Source organism: Paracoccus mangrovi (assembly GCF_042648425.1).
Taxonomy (GTDB): Bacteria; Pseudomonadota; Alphaproteobacteria; order Rhodobacterales; family Rhodobacteraceae; genus Paracoccus; species Paracoccus mangrovi.
This window is the reverse complement of the sequence record NZ_JBHRXJ010000006.1, coordinates 180299-197392: the sequence shown is the minus strand read 5'-3', so window position 1 is coordinate 197392 and position 17094 is coordinate 180299. Positions and strand designations below refer to the sequence as shown.

Here is a 17094-nt window from a genome sequence, read left to right as displayed (position 1 = left end):
ACGACAGACACCGCTCGGGGCGAAAAACGCTTGCCCAGCGAGCAAAATCAGGCGATCTTGAAGTCAAGCGGCAGGCCACTTGGAGAATGTCGGATTAACTGAATGTAAAGTTACCGTGCGGTGGGATGTTGCCAAAGCCCACACGTTTCTGACCGCCGTCGAAAGCTAGCGTTTTTGCCCTGCCGTCCAAAAGCCGCCATTGGGACAGTCGCAGCAAATGACCGCTCCGTCCCGCAAAGCAGACAGCCAAGCCCCCTACGGCACCTCGCTCGGCTCCGCCGGCACCGCAACCTCGGCGCCTTCGCCCTCGACCACCGCACTATCCGGCGCCGGCACCGCAAGCCGGTTGTCCTGCCATTCGCCCGCCGCCACTTGGCCCGTCGCATAGCGCATGACGCCGTCGCCCTGGCGTTTGCCCATCACGAAATGGCCGGTATAGACATCGCCATTGGCATAGGTGGCCACGCCCTCGCCGTCGATCTCGCCGTTTTTCCAGCCGCCTTCATAGCGGAACCCGTCGGGCGCGATCAGCCGGCCCTTGCCGTGGCGCAGCCCGTCCACGAATGAGCCGTCATAGGTGGTGCCGTCGGTATAGGTGGCCTGTCCCTCGCCATGGCGCTGACCGTCGCGCCAGGCGCCGTTATAGACATAGCCGTCGGGATAGGTCATCCGACCCTGGCCTTCGTTCCGGCCGCGCTTGAAGCCGCCCTCATAGGTCAGGCCATTGGCGTATTTCGCGACGCCCTGCCCCTCGATCGCGCCGGCGACCCATTCGCCGTCATAGCTGGCCTTGTCGGGATAGGTGATCAGCCCGCGCCCGTCGGGCAGGTCGTTTTTCAATGCGCCCTCATAGACCGAGCCGTCTGGATAGGTGATGCGGCCCAGACCCTCCATGCGGCCCTCGACCCAGTCGCCGGCATAGACATAGCCATCGGTGCCGGTGAAGGTGCCGACGCCCCAACGCTTGTCGGCGCGGAAATCGCCTTCGTAACGGTCGCCATTGGCATAGGTGGCGATGCCGCGGCCTTCGCGCCGGCCATTGGCGAAACGCCCCTGATAGGCGTCGCCCGAGGGCTGGACCAACCGCCCCTCGCCCGACATCTGGCCGGCGGACCAGCCGCCATCATAGGTCAGCCCGTCGGGCATGGTCAGCTTGCCCTGACCGGCGCGCTGGTTGGCCTTCATCTGACCGTCATAGCTGGCGCCATCGGGATAGGTGATCTTGCCCGCCCCCTCTTTGACGCCCTGCGCCCAGCCACCTTCATAGCGATAACCGTTCGGCTGCGTCAGCAGGCCCTTGCCGTCATGCAGCGCGTTCAGAAAGCCGCCTTCATAGACCGAGCCATTGGCATAATGGGCCACGCCCTGTCCGGTGATCTGGCCGTCGAGCCAGTCGCCTTCATAGGTGCCGCCATCGGCATAGGTGATCTTGCCCTTGCCGCTGGGCTTGCCCTTGGCGAAGGCGCCTTCATAGACCGAGCCATTGGGGAATTTGGCCACGCCCTGACCCAGGATCTCGCCCTCGACCCAGTCGCCGGTATATTCATAGCCCGAGGGCAGCTTATAGGTGCCGCGCCCGTGCTGCTTGCCGCCGCGAAAGGTGCCCTCATAGACACCCCCGTCGTCATATTGCTTGGTCACGACGGCCTGAGCCCCGGCCATGCCCGCGCCGGCCAGAACGACCGCACAGGCGAAAATGGCTGCTTTCATGGGTCCTGCCCCCTGCCTCAGAATGGTTTTGCCTAGGGTTTACCGCATGCCAATGCCGGGCGCAAAGCCCGACTTTCCCTTGGCCGCATCCTCGCCTATCACTTGGACGACATCCGCGAAGGAGCGCGCCATGCCCGAGAATTTCCGCATCACCCTTGCCCAGCTGAACCCGACCGTGGGCGATCTGCCCGGCAATGCCGCCAAGGCCCGCGCGGCATGGGAACAGGCGCGCGCGGCCGGATCGGCGATGCTGGTGCTGCCGGAAATGTTCATCACCGGCTATCAGACGCAGGATCTGGTGCTGAAACGCGCCTTTACCGAGGACGCCATGGCCGAGATCGAAAAGCTGGCCCGGGATTGCGCCGACGGCCCGGTGATCGGCATCGGCGGCCCCTATGCCGAGGGGAAAAAGCTGTTTAACGCCTTCTGGATCCTGCAACACGGCAAGGTGGTGACGCGGGTGCTGAAACACGACCTGCCGCACAAACAGCTGTTCGACGAGCTGCGGCTGTTCGATCAGGGACCGTTGCAAGGCCCCTATAGCGTCGATGGCATCCGCATCGGCAGCCCGATCTGCGAGGATGCATGGTGGCCCGACGTGGCCGAGACGCTGGCCGAAAGCGGGGCCGAGATCCTGATCGTCCCGAATGGCAGCCCCTATCACCGCCACAAGCTGGACCTGCGCATGGGCCATATCGTCGCGCGCGTCGTCGAAACCGGCCTGCCGGTGGTCTATCTGAACTCGGTCGGCGGGCAGGACGATCAGCTTTATGACGGCGCGAGCTTTGTCCTGAACCCCGGCGAAACCGGCGGCGCCACCAAGGTCGTGCAGTTGCCGCCCTTTGACGAGGCGGTGGTGCATGTCGATTTCACCCGCACGCCCCACGGCTGGCGCGCCACGCCCGGGGTGATGGCCGAACAGCCCGACGAATGGGAACAGGATTACCGCGCCATGACCGAAGGCTTGCGCGACTATATGCGCAAATCGGGCTTCAGAAAGGTGCTGCTGGGCCTTTCGGGCGGCATCGATTCCGCGCTGGTCGCCACCATTGCCAGCGATGCGATCGGCCCCGAAAACGTGCGCTGCGTGATGCTGCCCAGCGAATATACCTCGCAGGCCAGCCTTGACGATGCCGCCGATTGCGCCGGCCGGCTGGGTACGCGGCTGGACACGGTGGGCATCGAAGGCCCGCGCGACGCGGTGACGGCGGCCCTGGCGCATCTTATGCAGGGCACAAAGCCCGACACGACCGAGGAAAACATCCAGTCCCGCCTGCGCGGTCTGATGCTGATGGCGATTTCCAACAAGTTCGGGGAGCTTTTGCTGACCACCGGGAACAAATCCGAGGTCGCGGTCGGATATGCCACGATCTATGGCGACATGGCGGGCGGCTATAATCCGATCAAGGATTTGTACAAGACCCGCGTGTTCGAGACCTGCCGCTGGCGCAATGCCAATCACCGCGACTGGATGATGGGCCCGGCCGGCGAGGTGATCCCGCCGCAGATCATTTCGAAACCCCCATCGGCCGAGCTGCGCCCCAACCAGAAGGATCAGGACAGCCTGCCCCCCTATGAGGTGCTGGACGCCATTCTGGAAGGGCTGGTCGAAAAGGATCTGGCGCTCAAGGATCTGGTCGCGCAGGGCTTCGATCTCGAGACGGTGAAAAAGGTCGAAAAGCTGCTTTATGGCAGCGAATGGAAACGCTACCAGGCCGCGCCCGGGCCGCGCATTTCGACCAAGGCCTTCTGGCTGGACCGGCGCTATCCGCTGGTCAACCGCTGGCGCGACCAGCTCTGACCAGGGGACCCGGGGGACCGGGGCGGCCGCCATCGCGGGCCGCCCTGCACGGGTGGCACAAGATATCCGCCAACCCGGTGCCGGGGATCGGAAAATACCATAAACTTGCGCAGAAACCTGTCCTTTCAGACAGGTGAAATAATATGCATTCCCCCCTATCTTCAGACACGGCCAAAGGTGTATTGAGCGCTGCGGCCCGATGGGGATTTGCACGAATTGTGCAAGGCTTTCGTCGTGTCGCTTCGATTTCTATCTGTCGTCCCGATCTCGGGGCTGAATAATGATTAGGGTCTGCAATGCCAACTTATACGACCATCCGCGCGATTTCCCTGGGAACCCATCGCGACCTCGACAGCAACGAATATTATACCGGCGCCGAGCGTGCCAACGAGCTGATCGGGACCACCTTCGGCAGCCAGGACGCGCCGCTTGCCCGCAGCATCTTTGAATCCACGCTGCGCGACGGCAACGACAATGGCAGCGTGTCCTTTGACGGGCCGAACGGCCTGCCGCGCGGTGAATACACCACCATCAACGGCACGAACCACTATCTGGATACCGGCATCCTTTATACCGGCACCGTCACCTATATGGACGGGACGACGGCGACCAATGTGCCGCTGCGCATCCTTCAGGATACCAGCGGCAATCTGGCGCTGGTGCCCCCGCCCAGCGGCGCCTCGCAGGCCGAGGTTCAGGCCCTGACCTCGCGCGCCATCCAGTCGATCACCCTGACCGGGGTGCGGCAGAACAATTTCGACGCGCTCAACTCGTCGCGCTATGGCCTTGCGGACGCGCCGGTCTTTGTCTGCTTCCGCAACGGCACCCTGATCCAGACGACGCGCGGCGACGTTCCCGTCGAAGAGCTGAGCGTGGGCGACATGGTGATCACCCGCGATCACGGGCCGCAGCCGCTGCGCTGGATCGGTTCGAAAAAGGTCGACGCAGCCCTGTTGCAGGCGTTCGGCACCATGCGCCCGGTCCGCATCAGCGCCGGCGCGCTTGGCGATGCGCTGCCCAAGCGTGATCTTTACGTCTCGCAACAGCACCGCGTGCTGATCAATTCGCGCATTGCCGAACGCATGTTCGGCGAGGCCGAGGTGCTGATCGCCGCCAAGCATCTGACCGATATCGACGGGGTCGAAATCGACCGCAGCAACGAGGATCTGGAATATTTCCACCTTCTGTTCGACCAGCACGAAATCGTCTGTTCGGAAGGTGCGCATACCGAGTCCCTGTTCACCGGCCCCGAAGCGTTGAAAGCCGTTGATCCCGCGGCCCGGGCCGAAATCCTGGCGTTGTTCCCGGAACTTCTTGCCACCGACCGCGCCTGGGAACCCGCGCGCCGTCTGGGCGAAGGCCGCAGGGGGCGCCAGCTCGCAAAGCGCCACGCCGAGAACCAACGCGAGCTGCAACAGGCGCGCTAAGCGCCGATAACTCCTCAGGCCCCGGTTCGCCACCACACCGGGGCCTGATCTTACCCGGCGCCCCTTGTCCCGATACCGGGTGTCAGGCGATGCCGGGGATCAGACGACCACGTCCAGCCGCTGTTGCTGGCCGACATCAAAGACCCTGCGATAGCGTTCGATTTCCGCTTTGGGTCCGGTCGCCTTTTCCGGGTTATCCGACAGCTTGACGGTTGGCCGTCCATTTGCGGCCACCGCCTTGCAGACCAGCGAAAAGGGCGCGAGCCCGTCGCCCGAGACCAGCCCCCGGAAATCATTGGTCAAAAGCGTACCCCAGCCAAAGCTGACCTTGACCCGGCCGTGAAAGCGCTGGAACAGCTCGGCGATCTTGGCCACATCCAGCCCATCGGAAAAGATGATCAGCTTGTCGCGCGGATCCTCGCCCCGCTCCTGCCACCAGCGGATCGCCATCTCGGCCCCTTCGGCGGGATCGCCGCTGTCGACGCGGATGCCGGTCCAACCGGCCAGCCAGTCCGGCGCATGTTCCAGAAAGCCTTTTGTGCCATATGTATCAGGCAGGATGATGCGCAGCATCCCCTCATGCTCTTCCTGCCAATCGGCGAGAACATCATACGGGGCGCGACGCAATTCATCGTCATTATCGGCCAACGCGGCATAGACCATGGGCAATTCATGGGCATTGGTGCCGATGGCCTCGATATCGCGGCGCATGGCGATCAGACAGTTCGACGTGCCGATGAAACGCTGATCGCCCAGCCCCTCGACCATGGCCTGCACGCACCAATCCTGCCAAAGAAAGCTGTGCCGCCGCCGGGTGCCGAAATCGGCCATGCGCAGATCGGGGCCAAGCTTGCGCAATTCCTCGATCTTTTCCCAAAGCCGGGTCATGGCGCGGGCATAGAGCACCTGCAATTCGAACCGCCCCATATCCTTGAGCACGGCCCGCGACCGAAGTTCCATGATGATCGCAAGCGCCGGAATTTCCCAAAGCATGACCTCGGGCCAGCGGCCTTCGAATGTCAGCTCATACTGGCCGTCACGCTTTTCCAGATGATAGGCGGGCAGGCGCAGATTTTCCAGAAACTCCATGAAATCGGGGCGGAACATCTGTCGCTTGCCGTAAAAGGTATTGCCGCGCATCCAGGTGCTTTCGCCCCGCGCCAGCGTCAGCCCGCGCACATGGTCCAGCTGTTCGCGCAGCTCGCCCTCATCGATCAGATCGGCCAGACGGATGCGGGTCGAGCGGTTGATCAGGCTGAACGCGACCTGCGTATCGGGCCGGTTTCGGAACACCGACTGGCACATCAGCAGCTTATAGAAATCGGTGTCGATCAGCGAACGCACGATCGGGTCGATTTTCCATTTGTGGTTATAGACCCGTGCGGCGATGTCGACGGTCGGGATCATCATGCCAGTTCAACTCCTGCCTTGCGCATGTTCGCCCGCGCCGCCTCGCGCGAGCCGTTCAGATCGATTGCCCGGGTGGCCGCCTCGATGACGGTGGCGCGAAAACCCAGCTTCGCCGCGTCGATGGCCGACCAGGCGACACAGAAATCATGCGCCAATCCGACGAAGGTCAGATCCGGCAGGTCGCGCGCGCGCAGATAGCCCTCAAGCCCGGTCGGGGTCCGGTGATCGTTTTCAAAGAATGCCGAATAACTGTCGATCTGGGGCCGGAACCCCTTGCGCAGGATCAGATCGGCGCAATCGACCGCCAGCGCGGGATGCAGGCGCGCGCCCTCGCTGCCGATGACGCAATGCGCGGGCCAAAGCACCTGCGGCCCATAAGGCATGTCGATCATCGAAAACGGCGCCGCGCCGGGATGGTTCTCGGCAAAGCTGGCATGATCAGGCGGGTGCCAGTCCTGGGTCAGCACCACCGCGTCGAAATCGGCCATCAGGTCATTGATCGGGGCCACGATTTCATCGCCGCCCGCGACGGCCAGCCGGCCGCCGGGACAGAAATCGGGCTGCATGTCGATGACGATCAGAGCCTTGCCCATCTGTGGACCTCCGGTATCGGCGCATTTCCGAAAGCGACGGTAGGGCCGCCTCACAGGGGCGTCAATGCCCGCACATGACACGCAAGCCCCGCATATTCCGCCCCTGTGGCGCCCCTGTCCCACCCATGCCCGGCGACGAAACCGCGCGACATTTCGCGTCCGGCGCGTATTCTGGGTTTGGTTAACCATCGCAAAGGGAGGGGACGATCATGACGCAAGAGCATCCATCCGACGACCTGGACCGGACACGCCAACAGGGCGAATATGACGATTATGACGATGGCCCGGAACGCTCGGCCGGGATGGTCTGGGGGCTGCGCGCCGCCGGGCTGATCGTGGCGGGGCTGGTCTGGCTGCTTCTGGGCGGGTCCGAGGGGCTTTCGCCCGATGCCCGCGCCGTCGCCGCCATCGGCACGCTGATGGCGATCTGGTGGATGAGCGAGGCGATCCCGCTTTCCGCGACCTCGCTTTTGCCGATCGTGCTGATCCCGATGCTGACCGAGCGGACCGTCAACGAGGCGACGGCCCCCTATGCCAGCTCTATCGTGTTCCTGTTTCTGGGCGGCTTTCTGATCGCCATCGCGATGGAGAAATGGAACCTGCACCGGCGGGTCGCCCTGTTGACGCTGCGCCGGGTCGGCGTTCAGCCCAAGCGGATCGTGCTGGGCATGATGCTGGCCACCGGTTTTCTGTCGATGTGGGTGTCCAATACCGCGACCACGCTGATGATGCTGCCCATCGGCCTGTCGATCCTGACGCTTGTGATCGAACGCAGCCGGACCAGCGGCGGCGGCGATACGGTCGAACAACTGGCCGCCGGCACCCGGATCAGCGACGCGGTCGAGGATGAAAACATCAAGCGTTTCGGCATCTGCCTTGTGCTGGCCATCGCCTGGTCGGCGACCATCGGCGGCCTGGGCACATTGCTCGGCAGCCCGCCCAATGCCATCGTCGCGGGCTATGTCTCGGACGAGCTGGGGCGCAAGATCGGCTTTCTGGAATGGATGATGATCGGATTGCCGCTGTCGCTGGTCTTTGTGCTGATCGCGTGGTTCCTGATGACGAATGTGCTGTTTCGTTTTCATCTGAACGAGGTGCCGGGCGGCCGGCGGATGATCGACGAACAGATCGCCGAACTCGGCCCGGTCAGCCAGGGGGAGCGCATGGTGATGATCGTCTTTGGCGCGGCGGCCTTTCTTTGGGTGGTACCGGGGCTTTTGACCAGCCTGACCGGACTGGATCTGGGGCTGCTGGGCGATCTGAACGACACCGCCGTGGCCATTGCCGCGGGAATCGCGCTTTTCATCCTGCCCGGACGGGGGCGCACGACCATGGTGCTGAACTGGAAGGATGCCGAGGACGGCCTGCCCTGGGGGGTGCTGCTTTTGTTCGGTGGCGGGCTCAGCCTGGCCGGCGCCGTCGCTGCAAGCGGGCTCGATCAATGGTTCGGCCAGCAGGTGCAGGGTCTGGGCGCCCTGCCCCCGATCCTGTTGATCGCGGCGGTCACCACGCTGATCCTGTTTCTGACCGAGGTCACATCGAACACCGCCACCGCCGCGACCTTCATCCCGATTCTGGGCGGGGTGGCCATGGGGATCGGCGCCGATCCGATGGCGCTGTTGATCCCGGCGGCCTTTGCGGCGACCTGTGCCTTCATGCTGCCGGTGGGCACGCCGCCCAATGCCATCGTCTTTGGCACCGGGGCCGTGACCATCGGTCAGATGGCGCGGGGCGGGGTCGTGCTGAACGTGGTCGGGATCTTTCTGATCACCGCCTTTATCTATCTGGTGGGGGGGATCGCGCTGGGGATCACCTTCGGATGATTTGACGCGCGCCTGCGCGGCGGCTATGGCCAGCCCATGCTGATCGTCGCCGCGCTTTACCATTTCACCCCCTTTCCCGATCCCCGCGCGCTGCAAGGCCCGCTGGCCCGGATCGCCTGTGGCCATGGCGTGCGCGGCACGCTTTTGCTGGCGCCCGAAGGGATCAACGGCACCATCGCCGGCACCCGCGACGGCATCGACGCGGTGCTGGCCCATATCCGCGCGCTGCCCGGCTGTGCCGGACTGGCATGGAAGGAAAGCACCGCCGAGACCATGCCCTTTGGCCGCATGAAGGTGCGCCTGAAACGCGAGATCGTGACCATGGGCCAACCGGACGTGGACCCGACCGCCGCCGTCGGGCGCTATGTCGCGCCGGCCGACTGGAACGCGCTGATCTCGGCCCCCGATGTCGCGGTGATCGACACCCGCAACGATTACGAGGTCCAGATCGGCACCTTTGCCGGGGCCGTCGATCCCGGCACGCGCAGCTTTCGGGATTTTCCGGCATGGTGGCGGGCAAATGCCGAGCGTTTTCAGGGCAAGCGCATCGCCATGTTCTGTACCGGCGGCATCCGCTGCGAAAAATCGACCAACTTTCTGTTGGGCGAGGGCGTCGCGGATGTCTTTCACCTGCAAGGCGGCATTCTGAAATATCTTGAGGATGTGCCCGAAGAGGACAGCCTTTGGCAGGGGGAATGCTTTGTCTTTGACAAGCGTGTCAGTCTTGGGCACGGGCTGCGGCAGGGGCCGCATGTCCTGTGCCATGCCTGCCGCCGCCCTCTCACCCCCGAGGACCGCAGCCGCCCGGAATATGAGGATGGGGTATCATGCCACCGCTGTCTGGGCGAATACAGCGATGCCGACCGGGCCCGCTTTCGCGAACGCCAGCGTCAGGCCGATCGCGGCGAATGCTTTTCACAGCCCGATCAGGCCGCCCATCAGGCAGAGGATCGCAACATGATGCTGGCTTTCAAAAGCAGCTGATCGCCGCCGCCCTCGGGCGCGGGTTCGGGATCGCGTTCGCCCAGCATGGCCAAGAGCCGGGCGGTCGCCTGTCGCGCGATTTCGGCATAATCCTGTGCCACCGTGGTCAGCGGCGGACAGGTATAGCGGGCCAGCGGATGATCGTCATGGCCCGCGATGCGCAGATCGAACCCGGCGCCATGACCGACGCGGCGCCCCGCCTCCCACGCCGCCAGAAGCGCGCCAAAGGCGATGCGGTCATTGGCGCAAAGCAGCGTCCCCGAGGGCAGCCCCGCCTGCATGGCCCGGCACATCTGCTCATGCCCGAACTTTTCGAAATCCCAGCTCGACCCTTCGGGGATCGACAGCACCATCGGATCGTGACCGGCGGCGGCCATCGCCCTTTCATAGGCGATGCGGCGGGCATGGGCGTTGCGGTTCACATCCGGCATGCCCAGAAAACAGGGCGCATCGCCCGAACGGCACAGGTAATCGACGATCAGGCCAAAGCTCTGGCTGTTATCGGTGCCGACAAAGGGGGCGTCATCGGCCCCCGGACTGTCGACATAGATCAAGGGAATGCGGCTGCCCAATGATGCCAGCTTGCCCTGCGCGCCGGGCTGGCCAAGGGGCGCGACAATGGCGCCGGCGATGTTCATCGACTGAAACCGCTCGATCGCCTCGGCTTCGCGGTCCGGCCGCCCCCCGGAGCTGAGCACGACGGCGAAATAGCCGGCGTCATCGGCGATTTCCTCGATCCGCCGGGTCAGTTCCATATAGAACGGGTCGGCCCGATTGGGCAGGATCACCCCCAGAATCTTGGTCCGCCGCCGCTTGAGGTTGACGGCGAACAGATTGGGGCGAAAGCCAGAGACGGCGACCGCCGCCTCGATCCGCTTGCGGGTCTTGTCGCGGACCGAGGCGGGATCGTTGAAATATTTCGACACGGTCGGCCGGGACAATCCGACATAGGTGGCAAAATCCTCCATCGTGCGGATATCTGCGGCCTCGGTCTTTCTGGTCATGCCCATTCCCGTGTCGTCGTGATCCGAAAGCGCGCGACCCTCTTAATCGACACACGCGGCGATATAGTCTTGCGTCACGCGGTCGACGGCGGCAAGGGCCAGGTCCCGGGCACGCGGCGGCAGCCGGCCGGCACGCACATCCGGGTAAAGCCCGCCCAGATATTGACCGATCAGCGTCTCTGGCAGATCGCGATCCCCCAAAAGATCGAACAGCGCCGTCACCGCCTGAACCGCCGCCGGCTCGGGCCAGTAATAGCGGATGCGGTCGCTATAGGAAAAATGCCGCTGCAAGGCGCGTTCGGCATCGGTGCCGTGATAATACTTGTCCCAGTTTTTCGGCGCGGCCAGCATCACCCCCTCCATCGCGGCGCGCAGGGTCTGCACGCGCCGCCCCGGAAAGAGTTCCTCGGCGATGGCGTCCAGACCATAGAACGCCTCGCGCAGCGCAAAGGTCAGGCCCGGCCCGACCTTGAGAATGGCAAAACCGTCCTGAACCAGCGCGTGCAGGGCGTCACGGGTCTGGTAATCGGTCGAATGCGCCTCATAGACCAACCCCGGCATCGCCGGCAGCGCGGCGCAAAGCGCGGCCGCGCCTTCGGGATCGAAATCGACGACGTTGTGATTGCCGAATTCGACGCCGGGCTGGACCACAAGCCCGATCACCCGGCTGAATGCATCGGCCAGACCGGCGGCCGCAAAGGCGTCGCGATGCACGGCGAATGTGGTCAGCGCGGCCTCGGGGCCTGTGACCTCAAGCCCCTCGATTTCCTCAAGCGCGCCACCCGGAACCGGCACCTCGGTCCCGATGATATAGACGGGCGGGATGCCGTCCTTGGGCCGGGCGGCCTCGGCCATCGCGGCCAGCCGGGCGGCGCGGGCCGAGGTTTCGGCATCGTCCAGCGCCACCGGCTCGCCCAGACAGCCCATCGAACAATCCAGATGCAGCTTGGTGAACCCGGCGGCGGCATAGTCGCGGATCATGACCTCGGCCTTGGCCATGGCCTGATCGGCGGGCAGATGCTTCCACGGGTTTGGACCCAGATGGTCGCCGCCAAGGATCAGCCGCGCCAGCGGAAAGCCGGTCCGCGCGGCGATATCCTCGACAAAGCGACGGAAATCGGCGGGGGTCATGCCGGTATAACCGCCATCCTGATTGACCTGATTGCAGGTCGCCTCGATCAGCAGCGGCAGCGCGGTGGGCAGCGTCGCGCGCATCGCCGCCTCGATCACCATCGGGTGGGCGGTGCAGATGGACGGGATCCCCGACGGGCCGGGACGGCCGCGCCACGCGGCGATGGAATGCAGGCTGTTCGTGGTCATTGCGCTATCCTTTCCATGTCACCCATGAGGGCATCCAGTTCCTCGCGCGTCGATGCGCCCTCCATCGGGCCAAGCTGGGTCACCGCCCGCGCCCCGGCGGCATTGGCATAGCGCAGCGCCTGTCGCGGCGCGGCCCCCGCCAGCCAAAAGCTGAGGAAGGCGCCGCCGAAACAGTCGCCGGCCCCGGTCGGGTCGATTTCGGTGACCGCGATCGGCGCCGCATCCAGACGCAGGCCGCGTTCGAACAGGCTGGCACCCTGGGCGCCGCGCTTGACCACGATGGTGGTCATGCCCCGATCCAGCAGCGCGTCGACCGCCGCCTGTTCGTCACCCGCGGGCGCGAACAGAAACAGCTCCTCGCCCGAGGGCAGGAACAGGTCGGTCATTTCGACGACCTCGGCGATGGCCTCGCGCAGGCCGGGCGCATCCATGATCTCGGCCCGCAGATTGGGGTCAAAGCTCAGCGTGCCGCCGCGCGCCTTGATCCGGCGCGCCGCCTCCATGACCATCTGTCCCAGCCCGGGCGCCGACAGCGCGGTGCCCATGACATGCAGGTGATCGCAGCTGTCGATCAGCGCCTCGGACGCGGCGGTGGGGCGCAGATTGCCGCAAGCGCTGTGGCGGATGTTATAGACGAATGCGCGGCTGCCATCGTCGCGATAGCGCACAAAGGCGCTGCCGGTGGATTCGCCGGGCGCGATCTCGATGCCGGACACATCGACGCCATCGGCGCGCAGCCGGTCGATATTCACCCGCCCGAAATCGTCGTCCCCCACCCGCGAAACGATGGCGCAGGGCGTGCCCAGCCGGCCCAGTTGGTCGATAAAAATGGCCGGCGCCCCGGACGGGAACGGACCGATCAGCGGCTGGGCCCGAAGAAAGCCGTCACCCTTGGTGGTTGCCACGATCTCGACGAGAACCTCGCCGATGGTCAAAGCCTTGCGCATGATTACCCCCGACGCTTGGCGCGAACGTCCAGCCAGACGGCGATCAGAATCACCAGCCCCTTGACGATCAGTTGATAGAAATAAGGCACGGACAGCATGTTCATGCCATTGTTCATCACACCGATGATCAACGCCCCGATCAGGGTGCCGACCATGGTGCCGACGCCGCCGGCAAGGCTGGTCCCGCCCAGCACCGCCGCAGCGATGGCGTCCAGCTCATAGCTCATGCCGGCATTGGTCTGGGCCGAATAGAGCCGCGAGGACAAAAGGATCCCCGAAATCGCCGCCATCGCCCCCGAGAGGGTAAAGATCGCGATCTTGAGCCGGTCGACCTTGATCCCGGAATAGAGCGCCGCCTCGCGGTTGCCGCCGGTCAGATAGGTGCGCCGGCCGAATGTCGTGCGCGACAACAGGATGTGGTTGAACAGGAACAGCACCGCCACGATCCAGATGATGATCGGCACGCCCAGAAAACCGTTCGCGCCGATGGCGGTCCAGGCGGGATCCGTGATCATGGCCGGCGCGCCATTGGTCGGCAGGCTGACCAGCCCGCGATAGATCCCCATCGTCGCCACCGTCACGATAAAGGATGGCAGCAAAAGCTTGGCCGTCAGCACGCCATTGATCAGCCCCATCACCGCCCCCGCCAGCAGCGTCAGCGCCAGCGCCGGCACAAAGCCGACGCCCATGGCCAGCGCCTGTGCCCCCGCCATGCCCGCCACCGCGATGATCGACCCGATGGACAGGTCGATTTCCCCCAAAAGGATCACCCAGGTCATGCCAAAGGCCGCGATGGCCACCACCGCCACCTGTTGCAGGATATTGGTCAGGTTCGCCACGGTCATGAAGCGTCCGTTCGCGACCGAAAAGATGATGCAAAGCACCACCAGCGCGATCAGGATGCCGCCATATTGGCGCAGCACGGCACCGGGTTGCAGGCGCCGGGCGCCGGCATTCAGGTCTGGGATCTGTGTCATTTCGATGTTCCCGTTGCAAAGGCCATGACGCGTTCCGGGGTCAGTTCGTCACGGTTAAGCGCGGCGGTGACATGGCCTTCGGCCATGATGATGATGCGGTCGGCCAGCCCCAGAACCTCGGGCAGTTCGGATGAGACAAGCGCGATGGCGGTGCCCTCGGCGGCAAGCTGGCGGATAATGCGATAGATTTCGAACTTGGCGCCGACATCGACGCCGCGCGTGGGCTCGTCCAGCAGCAGGATCCGGGGCCGGGTCTGCAACCATTTGGCCAGCACGATTTTTTGCTGATTGCCGCCCGAAAGCGTGCCGGCAATCGTGTCCAGCGTATTGGTGCGAATCGCCAGCCGCCGCACCTCATCGCCGGCGGCGCGGCGTTCGGCGCCGAAACGCAGGAACCCCCCGGCCCCGGCGAATTGCGGCAGGGCGGCCATGGTGATGTTCGGGCGGACCGCCGCGCCCAGCACGAGCCCCTCTTCCTTGCGGTTTTCGGTGACAAAGCCGATACCGGCGGCAATGGCATCGGCGGCACCGCGCAATGCGACCGGCTGGCCCGCGACACGGATATCACCGCGGGCCGGGCGCATGCCGAACAGCGCGTTCATCACCTCGGACCGGCCCGATCCGATCAGCCCGAAAAACCCCAGGATTTCACCGGGGCGCAGGTCGAAGCTGACATCCTCGAACTCGCCGGGGCGGGTCAGGTTGTGGACGGACAGAACCGGCGCCGCCCTGGGATCGGGTGCGGCGCCGATGCGGGGCGGATAGATTTCCTCCATCCGGCGGCCGACCATGAGCGCGATCAGCTCTTCGATGGTGGTGTCGCTTTTCGCCCGCGTGTCGACATATTCGCCGTCGCGGATGACGGTGATGTCGTCGGACAGACGCATGATCTCCTCCATCCGGTGCGAGATATAGATGATAGCGGTGCCGCGCGCCTTGAGCCGTTCGATGATGCAAAAGAGGATCTCTGCCTCGGAATCCGACAGGGACGAGGTCGGCTCGTCCAGGATCAGCACCTTGGCCGGATGGCTCAGCCCCTTGGCGATTTCCACCAGCTGGCGCTGCGCGATCGAAAGCTGGCCGACCCGCGCGCCCACATCCACCGGCAGACCCAGATCGGCCACCAGCGCCGCCGCACGGGCGCGCAGCAAGCGGTCGTTGATAAAGCCGAACCGCGCCGGTTCCTGCGTGGCCATGATGTTTTCGGCCACCGTCAGATTGTTGCACAGGCTCAGTTCCTGAAACACGATGGACAGGCCCTGACGCTGTGCGTCGCGCGGGTTTTGGGGCGCATAGGGATGCCCGTCCAGCACCATCCGGCCGGCACTGGGCTGATGGACGCCGGCCAGGATCTTCATCAGGGTCGACTTGCCGGCACCGTTTTCCCCCAAAAGCGTGTGGACACGGCCGGGACGTACCTCAAGCCGCATATGTCTTATGGCCTCGACAGGGCCAAAGTTCTTTCTGATATCGTGCAAAGTCAGCACGCTGGACGCCGCAGGGCGCATTCGGACCTCGCATGGATAAGGGCGGTTTCGCCCCCGGGGCTGTCCGGGGGCGTCGCGGGCGCATTCGGGCCGATGATTTATTTCTTGATATAGACGCCGGGAACGATGGGCTGTTCGACCGGAACCTCTTTGCCCGCGATCACATCCACGGCGGTATCGACGGCAGTCTTGCCCATTTCTGCGGGGAATTGCTGGATCACGCCGACCATGACGGGATTGGTGTCGACGGCGTTGCGGGCCTCTTCCATGCCGTCAAAGCCGATCACCTTGACCTGTCCCTCAAGCCCGGCCGATTTGACCGCAACCGCCGCGGCCAGCGCCGCGTCGTCGCCAAAGCCGAAAATGCCGGTGATGTCGGGATTGGCTTGCAGCATGTTCTGCGCGGCGGCCAGCGCCTCGGCGCGGGTGATGCCGGTCTGCTGGGCGACAATTTCCATCTCGGGATGGGCCTCCAGCGCCTTCTTGAAGCCATCGACGCGGGCCACCACCGACTGAACCGTGGGGTAATCGATGATCGCGACCTTGCCCTTGCCGCCCAGAACCTCGGCCATCAGCTCGCCGGCCTTGACGCCGCCGGTGTAATTGTCGGTGCCGATATGCGAAACCACCTTGGCATTGGTCGCGGGAATATCGACAGTCACGACCTTGATCCCGGCGGCCTCGGCCTTGGCGATGGCGGCCAGAACGCCCTGACTGTCGACGGGCGAGATCACGATGACATCGACGCCCTTGACGATGAAATCCTCGACATCGGCAAGCTGCTTGTTCAGGTCCTGATTGGCGATGCTGAGTTCAAGCGGGACACCCTTGGCCTCGGCCTCGGCCTTCATGGCATCTGCCAGCTCGATATAGAACGGATGCTGCTGCGTCAGCAGCGATGCGCCGATTCCCTCGGCCCAGGCCGCATGCCCGGCGCCCAGGGCAACCGTGGTCGCAAGCACGGAAATCAAATTCTTAAGGTTCATCCTTCCCTCCCCGAGAGATCACAACGGAGAGGATCCCCAAGCGCATCCACGCGCCCCGCCCGCAGCCCCTCCTCTGGGGCGGTTGACCGAGATCTAGGTTAAATATTTACTTGAGTCAATTTTTTACTTCGACCGAAGCATCTTTATGCAAGGCCATGTCGGGCGCAGCGCCCGGTTTGCAGAGCCATCCCCCCTGTCGTCACCCGCCGTCGCCCCTGCTGCCCCCCGCTTATGCAGTCGGGCCATCACCACGCATCCGATTAACCGATTCTACCGGGAATCGTTCAGTTTCATCGGTTAACCATATCGTTCAGTATTCCAATTCAACCGATGATTGTTTTCGAAAACATCGCGCAAAAATTGCTAAATCAATTAACCAATCTATTTATCAACCAAAGGTTGATTATATACACGTACGAACCATAAACATTGACATTTTAGTGATCTGGCGGCGAAAAATACACGCGTTAGTTGAGCGTGAAACCCCTTTCGGCAGGGCCAGAAAATGCCGCGTAACGCACTGATAAGGCTGACACCTGTACTTTTAGTCAGTCCCTCAATTCGTTCTAGTTTTATTAAAATGCGAGACTATACTGCGACCGTAACGATTGAGATGGGTTTTCTG

Annotated in this window: 13 protein-coding genes; 4 read left to right on the top strand and 9 right to left on the bottom strand. The window is 64.0% G+C overall.

The features are described 5' to 3' along the window. Positions 1-255: 255 nt before the first annotated feature. Positions 256-1710: a 2-isopropylmalate synthase gene (locus ACFOMH_RS10635; RefSeq protein ID WP_374423986.1), complete on the bottom strand. Its 1455-nt coding sequence runs from the start codon at positions 1708-1710 to the stop codon at positions 256-258. A 130-nt stretch (positions 1711-1840) separates the two neighbouring features. Between ACFOMH_RS10635 and ACFOMH_RS10630 the strand changes: the two genes are divergently transcribed. Next, on the top strand, positions 1841-3511 hold the full coding sequence (locus ACFOMH_RS10630; RefSeq protein WP_377744392.1) for an NAD+ synthase: 1671 nt from the start codon (positions 1841-1843) through the stop codon (positions 3509-3511). Positions 3512-3807: 296 nt separating this feature from the next. Continuing rightward, positions 3808-4938, top strand: a complete 1131-nt coding sequence (locus ACFOMH_RS10625) for a Hint domain-containing protein (RefSeq protein WP_377744390.1) — start codon at positions 3808-3810, stop codon at positions 4936-4938. Between the two features lie 99 nt (positions 4939-5037). Here ACFOMH_RS10625 and pncB read toward each other — a convergent pair whose 3' ends face one another. Next, the gene (gene pncB / locus ACFOMH_RS10620) at positions 5038-6348 is read right to left on the bottom strand and encodes a nicotinate phosphoribosyltransferase (protein ID WP_377744389.1); all 1311 of its coding nucleotides are present in this window, start codon (positions 6346-6348) and stop codon (positions 5038-5040) included. Beyond that, the gene (gene pncA / locus ACFOMH_RS10615) at positions 6345-6941 is read right to left on the bottom strand and encodes a bifunctional nicotinamidase/pyrazinamidase (protein WP_377744387.1); all 597 of its coding nucleotides are present in this window, start codon (positions 6939-6941) and stop codon (positions 6345-6347) included. Before pncA ends, pncB begins: the two co-directional genes overlap by 4 nt. A gap of 209 nt (positions 6942-7150) precedes the next feature. Between pncA and ACFOMH_RS10610 the strand changes: the two genes are divergently transcribed. After that, entirely contained in the window at positions 7151-8764 is a 1614-nt protein-coding gene (locus tag ACFOMH_RS10610; protein WP_377744385.1) for an SLC13 family permease, read from the top strand. 36 nt (positions 8765-8800) lie between these two features. Further along, positions 8801-9748, top strand: coding sequence for an oxygen-dependent tRNA uridine(34) hydroxylase TrhO (trhO, locus tag ACFOMH_RS10605; RefSeq protein ID WP_377744383.1), 948 nt, complete (start codon positions 8801-8803; stop codon positions 9746-9748). Here trhO and ACFOMH_RS10600 read toward each other — a convergent pair. From ACFOMH_RS10600 to ACFOMH_RS10575, 6 genes are all read right to left on the bottom strand, one after another. Continuing rightward, positions 9703-10752 (bottom strand): LacI family DNA-binding transcriptional regulator, encoded by a 1050-nt coding sequence (locus ACFOMH_RS10600; RefSeq protein WP_377744382.1) that lies wholly within the window; start codon positions 10750-10752, stop codon positions 9703-9705. The two genes, trhO and ACFOMH_RS10600, sit on opposite strands and share 46 nt — an antisense overlap. 42 nt (positions 10753-10794) lie before the next feature. Beyond that, positions 10795-12072: a D-tagatose-bisphosphate aldolase, class II, non-catalytic subunit gene (locus tag ACFOMH_RS10595; RefSeq protein ID WP_377744379.1), complete on the bottom strand. Its 1278-nt coding sequence runs from the start codon at positions 12070-12072 to the stop codon at positions 10795-10797. Beyond that, a complete protein-coding gene (locus ACFOMH_RS10590; RefSeq protein ID WP_374423972.1) occupies positions 12069-13019 on the bottom strand; it encodes a tagatose kinase in 951 nt (316 codons plus the stop codon). Before ACFOMH_RS10590 ends, ACFOMH_RS10595 begins: the two co-directional genes overlap by 4 nt. A 2-nt stretch (positions 13020-13021) precedes the next feature. Next, complete coding sequence (locus tag ACFOMH_RS10585) at positions 13022-13996, bottom strand: ABC transporter permease (RefSeq protein ID WP_377744377.1); 975 nt, start codon at positions 13994-13996, stop codon at positions 13022-13024. Continuing rightward, a complete protein-coding gene (locus ACFOMH_RS10580) occupies positions 13993-15426 on the bottom strand; it encodes a sugar ABC transporter ATP-binding protein (RefSeq protein ID WP_377744375.1) in 1434 nt (477 codons plus the stop codon). The genes ACFOMH_RS10585 and ACFOMH_RS10580 overlap by 4 nt, the downstream gene beginning before the upstream one ends. 155 nt (positions 15427-15581) lie before the next feature. Next, complete coding sequence (locus ACFOMH_RS10575) at positions 15582-16469, bottom strand: substrate-binding domain-containing protein (RefSeq protein WP_377744374.1); 888 nt, start codon at positions 16467-16469, stop codon at positions 15582-15584. Positions 16470-17094: the final 625 nt, after the last annotated feature.

Coding starts and splice junctions, on each gene's coding strand:
- ACFOMH_RS10590 (WP_374423972.1), bottom strand. CDS start 13,019: ATGCGCAAGGCTTTGACCATCGGCGAGGTTCTCGTCGAGATCGTGGCA.
- pncB (WP_377744389.1), bottom strand. CDS start 6,348: ATGATGATCCCGACCGTCGACATCGCCGCACGGGTCTATAACCACAAA.
- ACFOMH_RS10580 (WP_377744375.1), bottom strand. CDS start 15,426: ATGCGGCTTGAGGTACGTCCCGGCCGTGTCCACACGCTTTTGGGGGAA.
- ACFOMH_RS10625 (WP_377744390.1), top strand. CDS start 3,808: ATGCCAACTTATACGACCATCCGCGCGATTTCCCTGGGAACCCATCGC.
- trhO (WP_377744383.1), top strand. CDS start 8,801: ATGCTGATCGTCGCCGCGCTTTACCATTTCACCCCCTTTCCCGATCCC.
- ACFOMH_RS10595 (WP_377744379.1), bottom strand. CDS start 12,072: ATGACCACGAACAGCCTGCATTCCATCGCCGCGTGGCGCGGCCGTCCC.
- pncA (WP_377744387.1), bottom strand. CDS start 6,941: ATGGGCAAGGCTCTGATCGTCATCGACATGCAGCCCGATTTCTGTCCC.
- ACFOMH_RS10635 (WP_374423986.1), bottom strand. CDS start 1,710: ATGAAAGCAGCCATTTTCGCCTGTGCGGTCGTTCTGGCCGGCGCGGGC.
- ACFOMH_RS10600 (WP_377744382.1), bottom strand. CDS start 10,752: ATGACCAGAAAGACCGAGGCCGCAGATATCCGCACGATGGAGGATTTT.
- ACFOMH_RS10630 (WP_377744392.1), top strand. CDS start 1,841: ATGCCCGAGAATTTCCGCATCACCCTTGCCCAGCTGAACCCGACCGTG.
- ACFOMH_RS10610 (WP_377744385.1), top strand. CDS start 7,151: ATGACGCAAGAGCATCCATCCGACGACCTGGACCGGACACGCCAACAG.
- ACFOMH_RS10585 (WP_377744377.1), bottom strand. CDS start 13,996: ATGACACAGATCCCAGACCTGAATGCCGGCGCCCGGCGCCTGCAACCC.
- ACFOMH_RS10575 (WP_377744374.1), bottom strand. CDS start 16,469: ATGAACCTTAAGAATTTGATTTCCGTGCTTGCGACCACGGTTGCCCTG.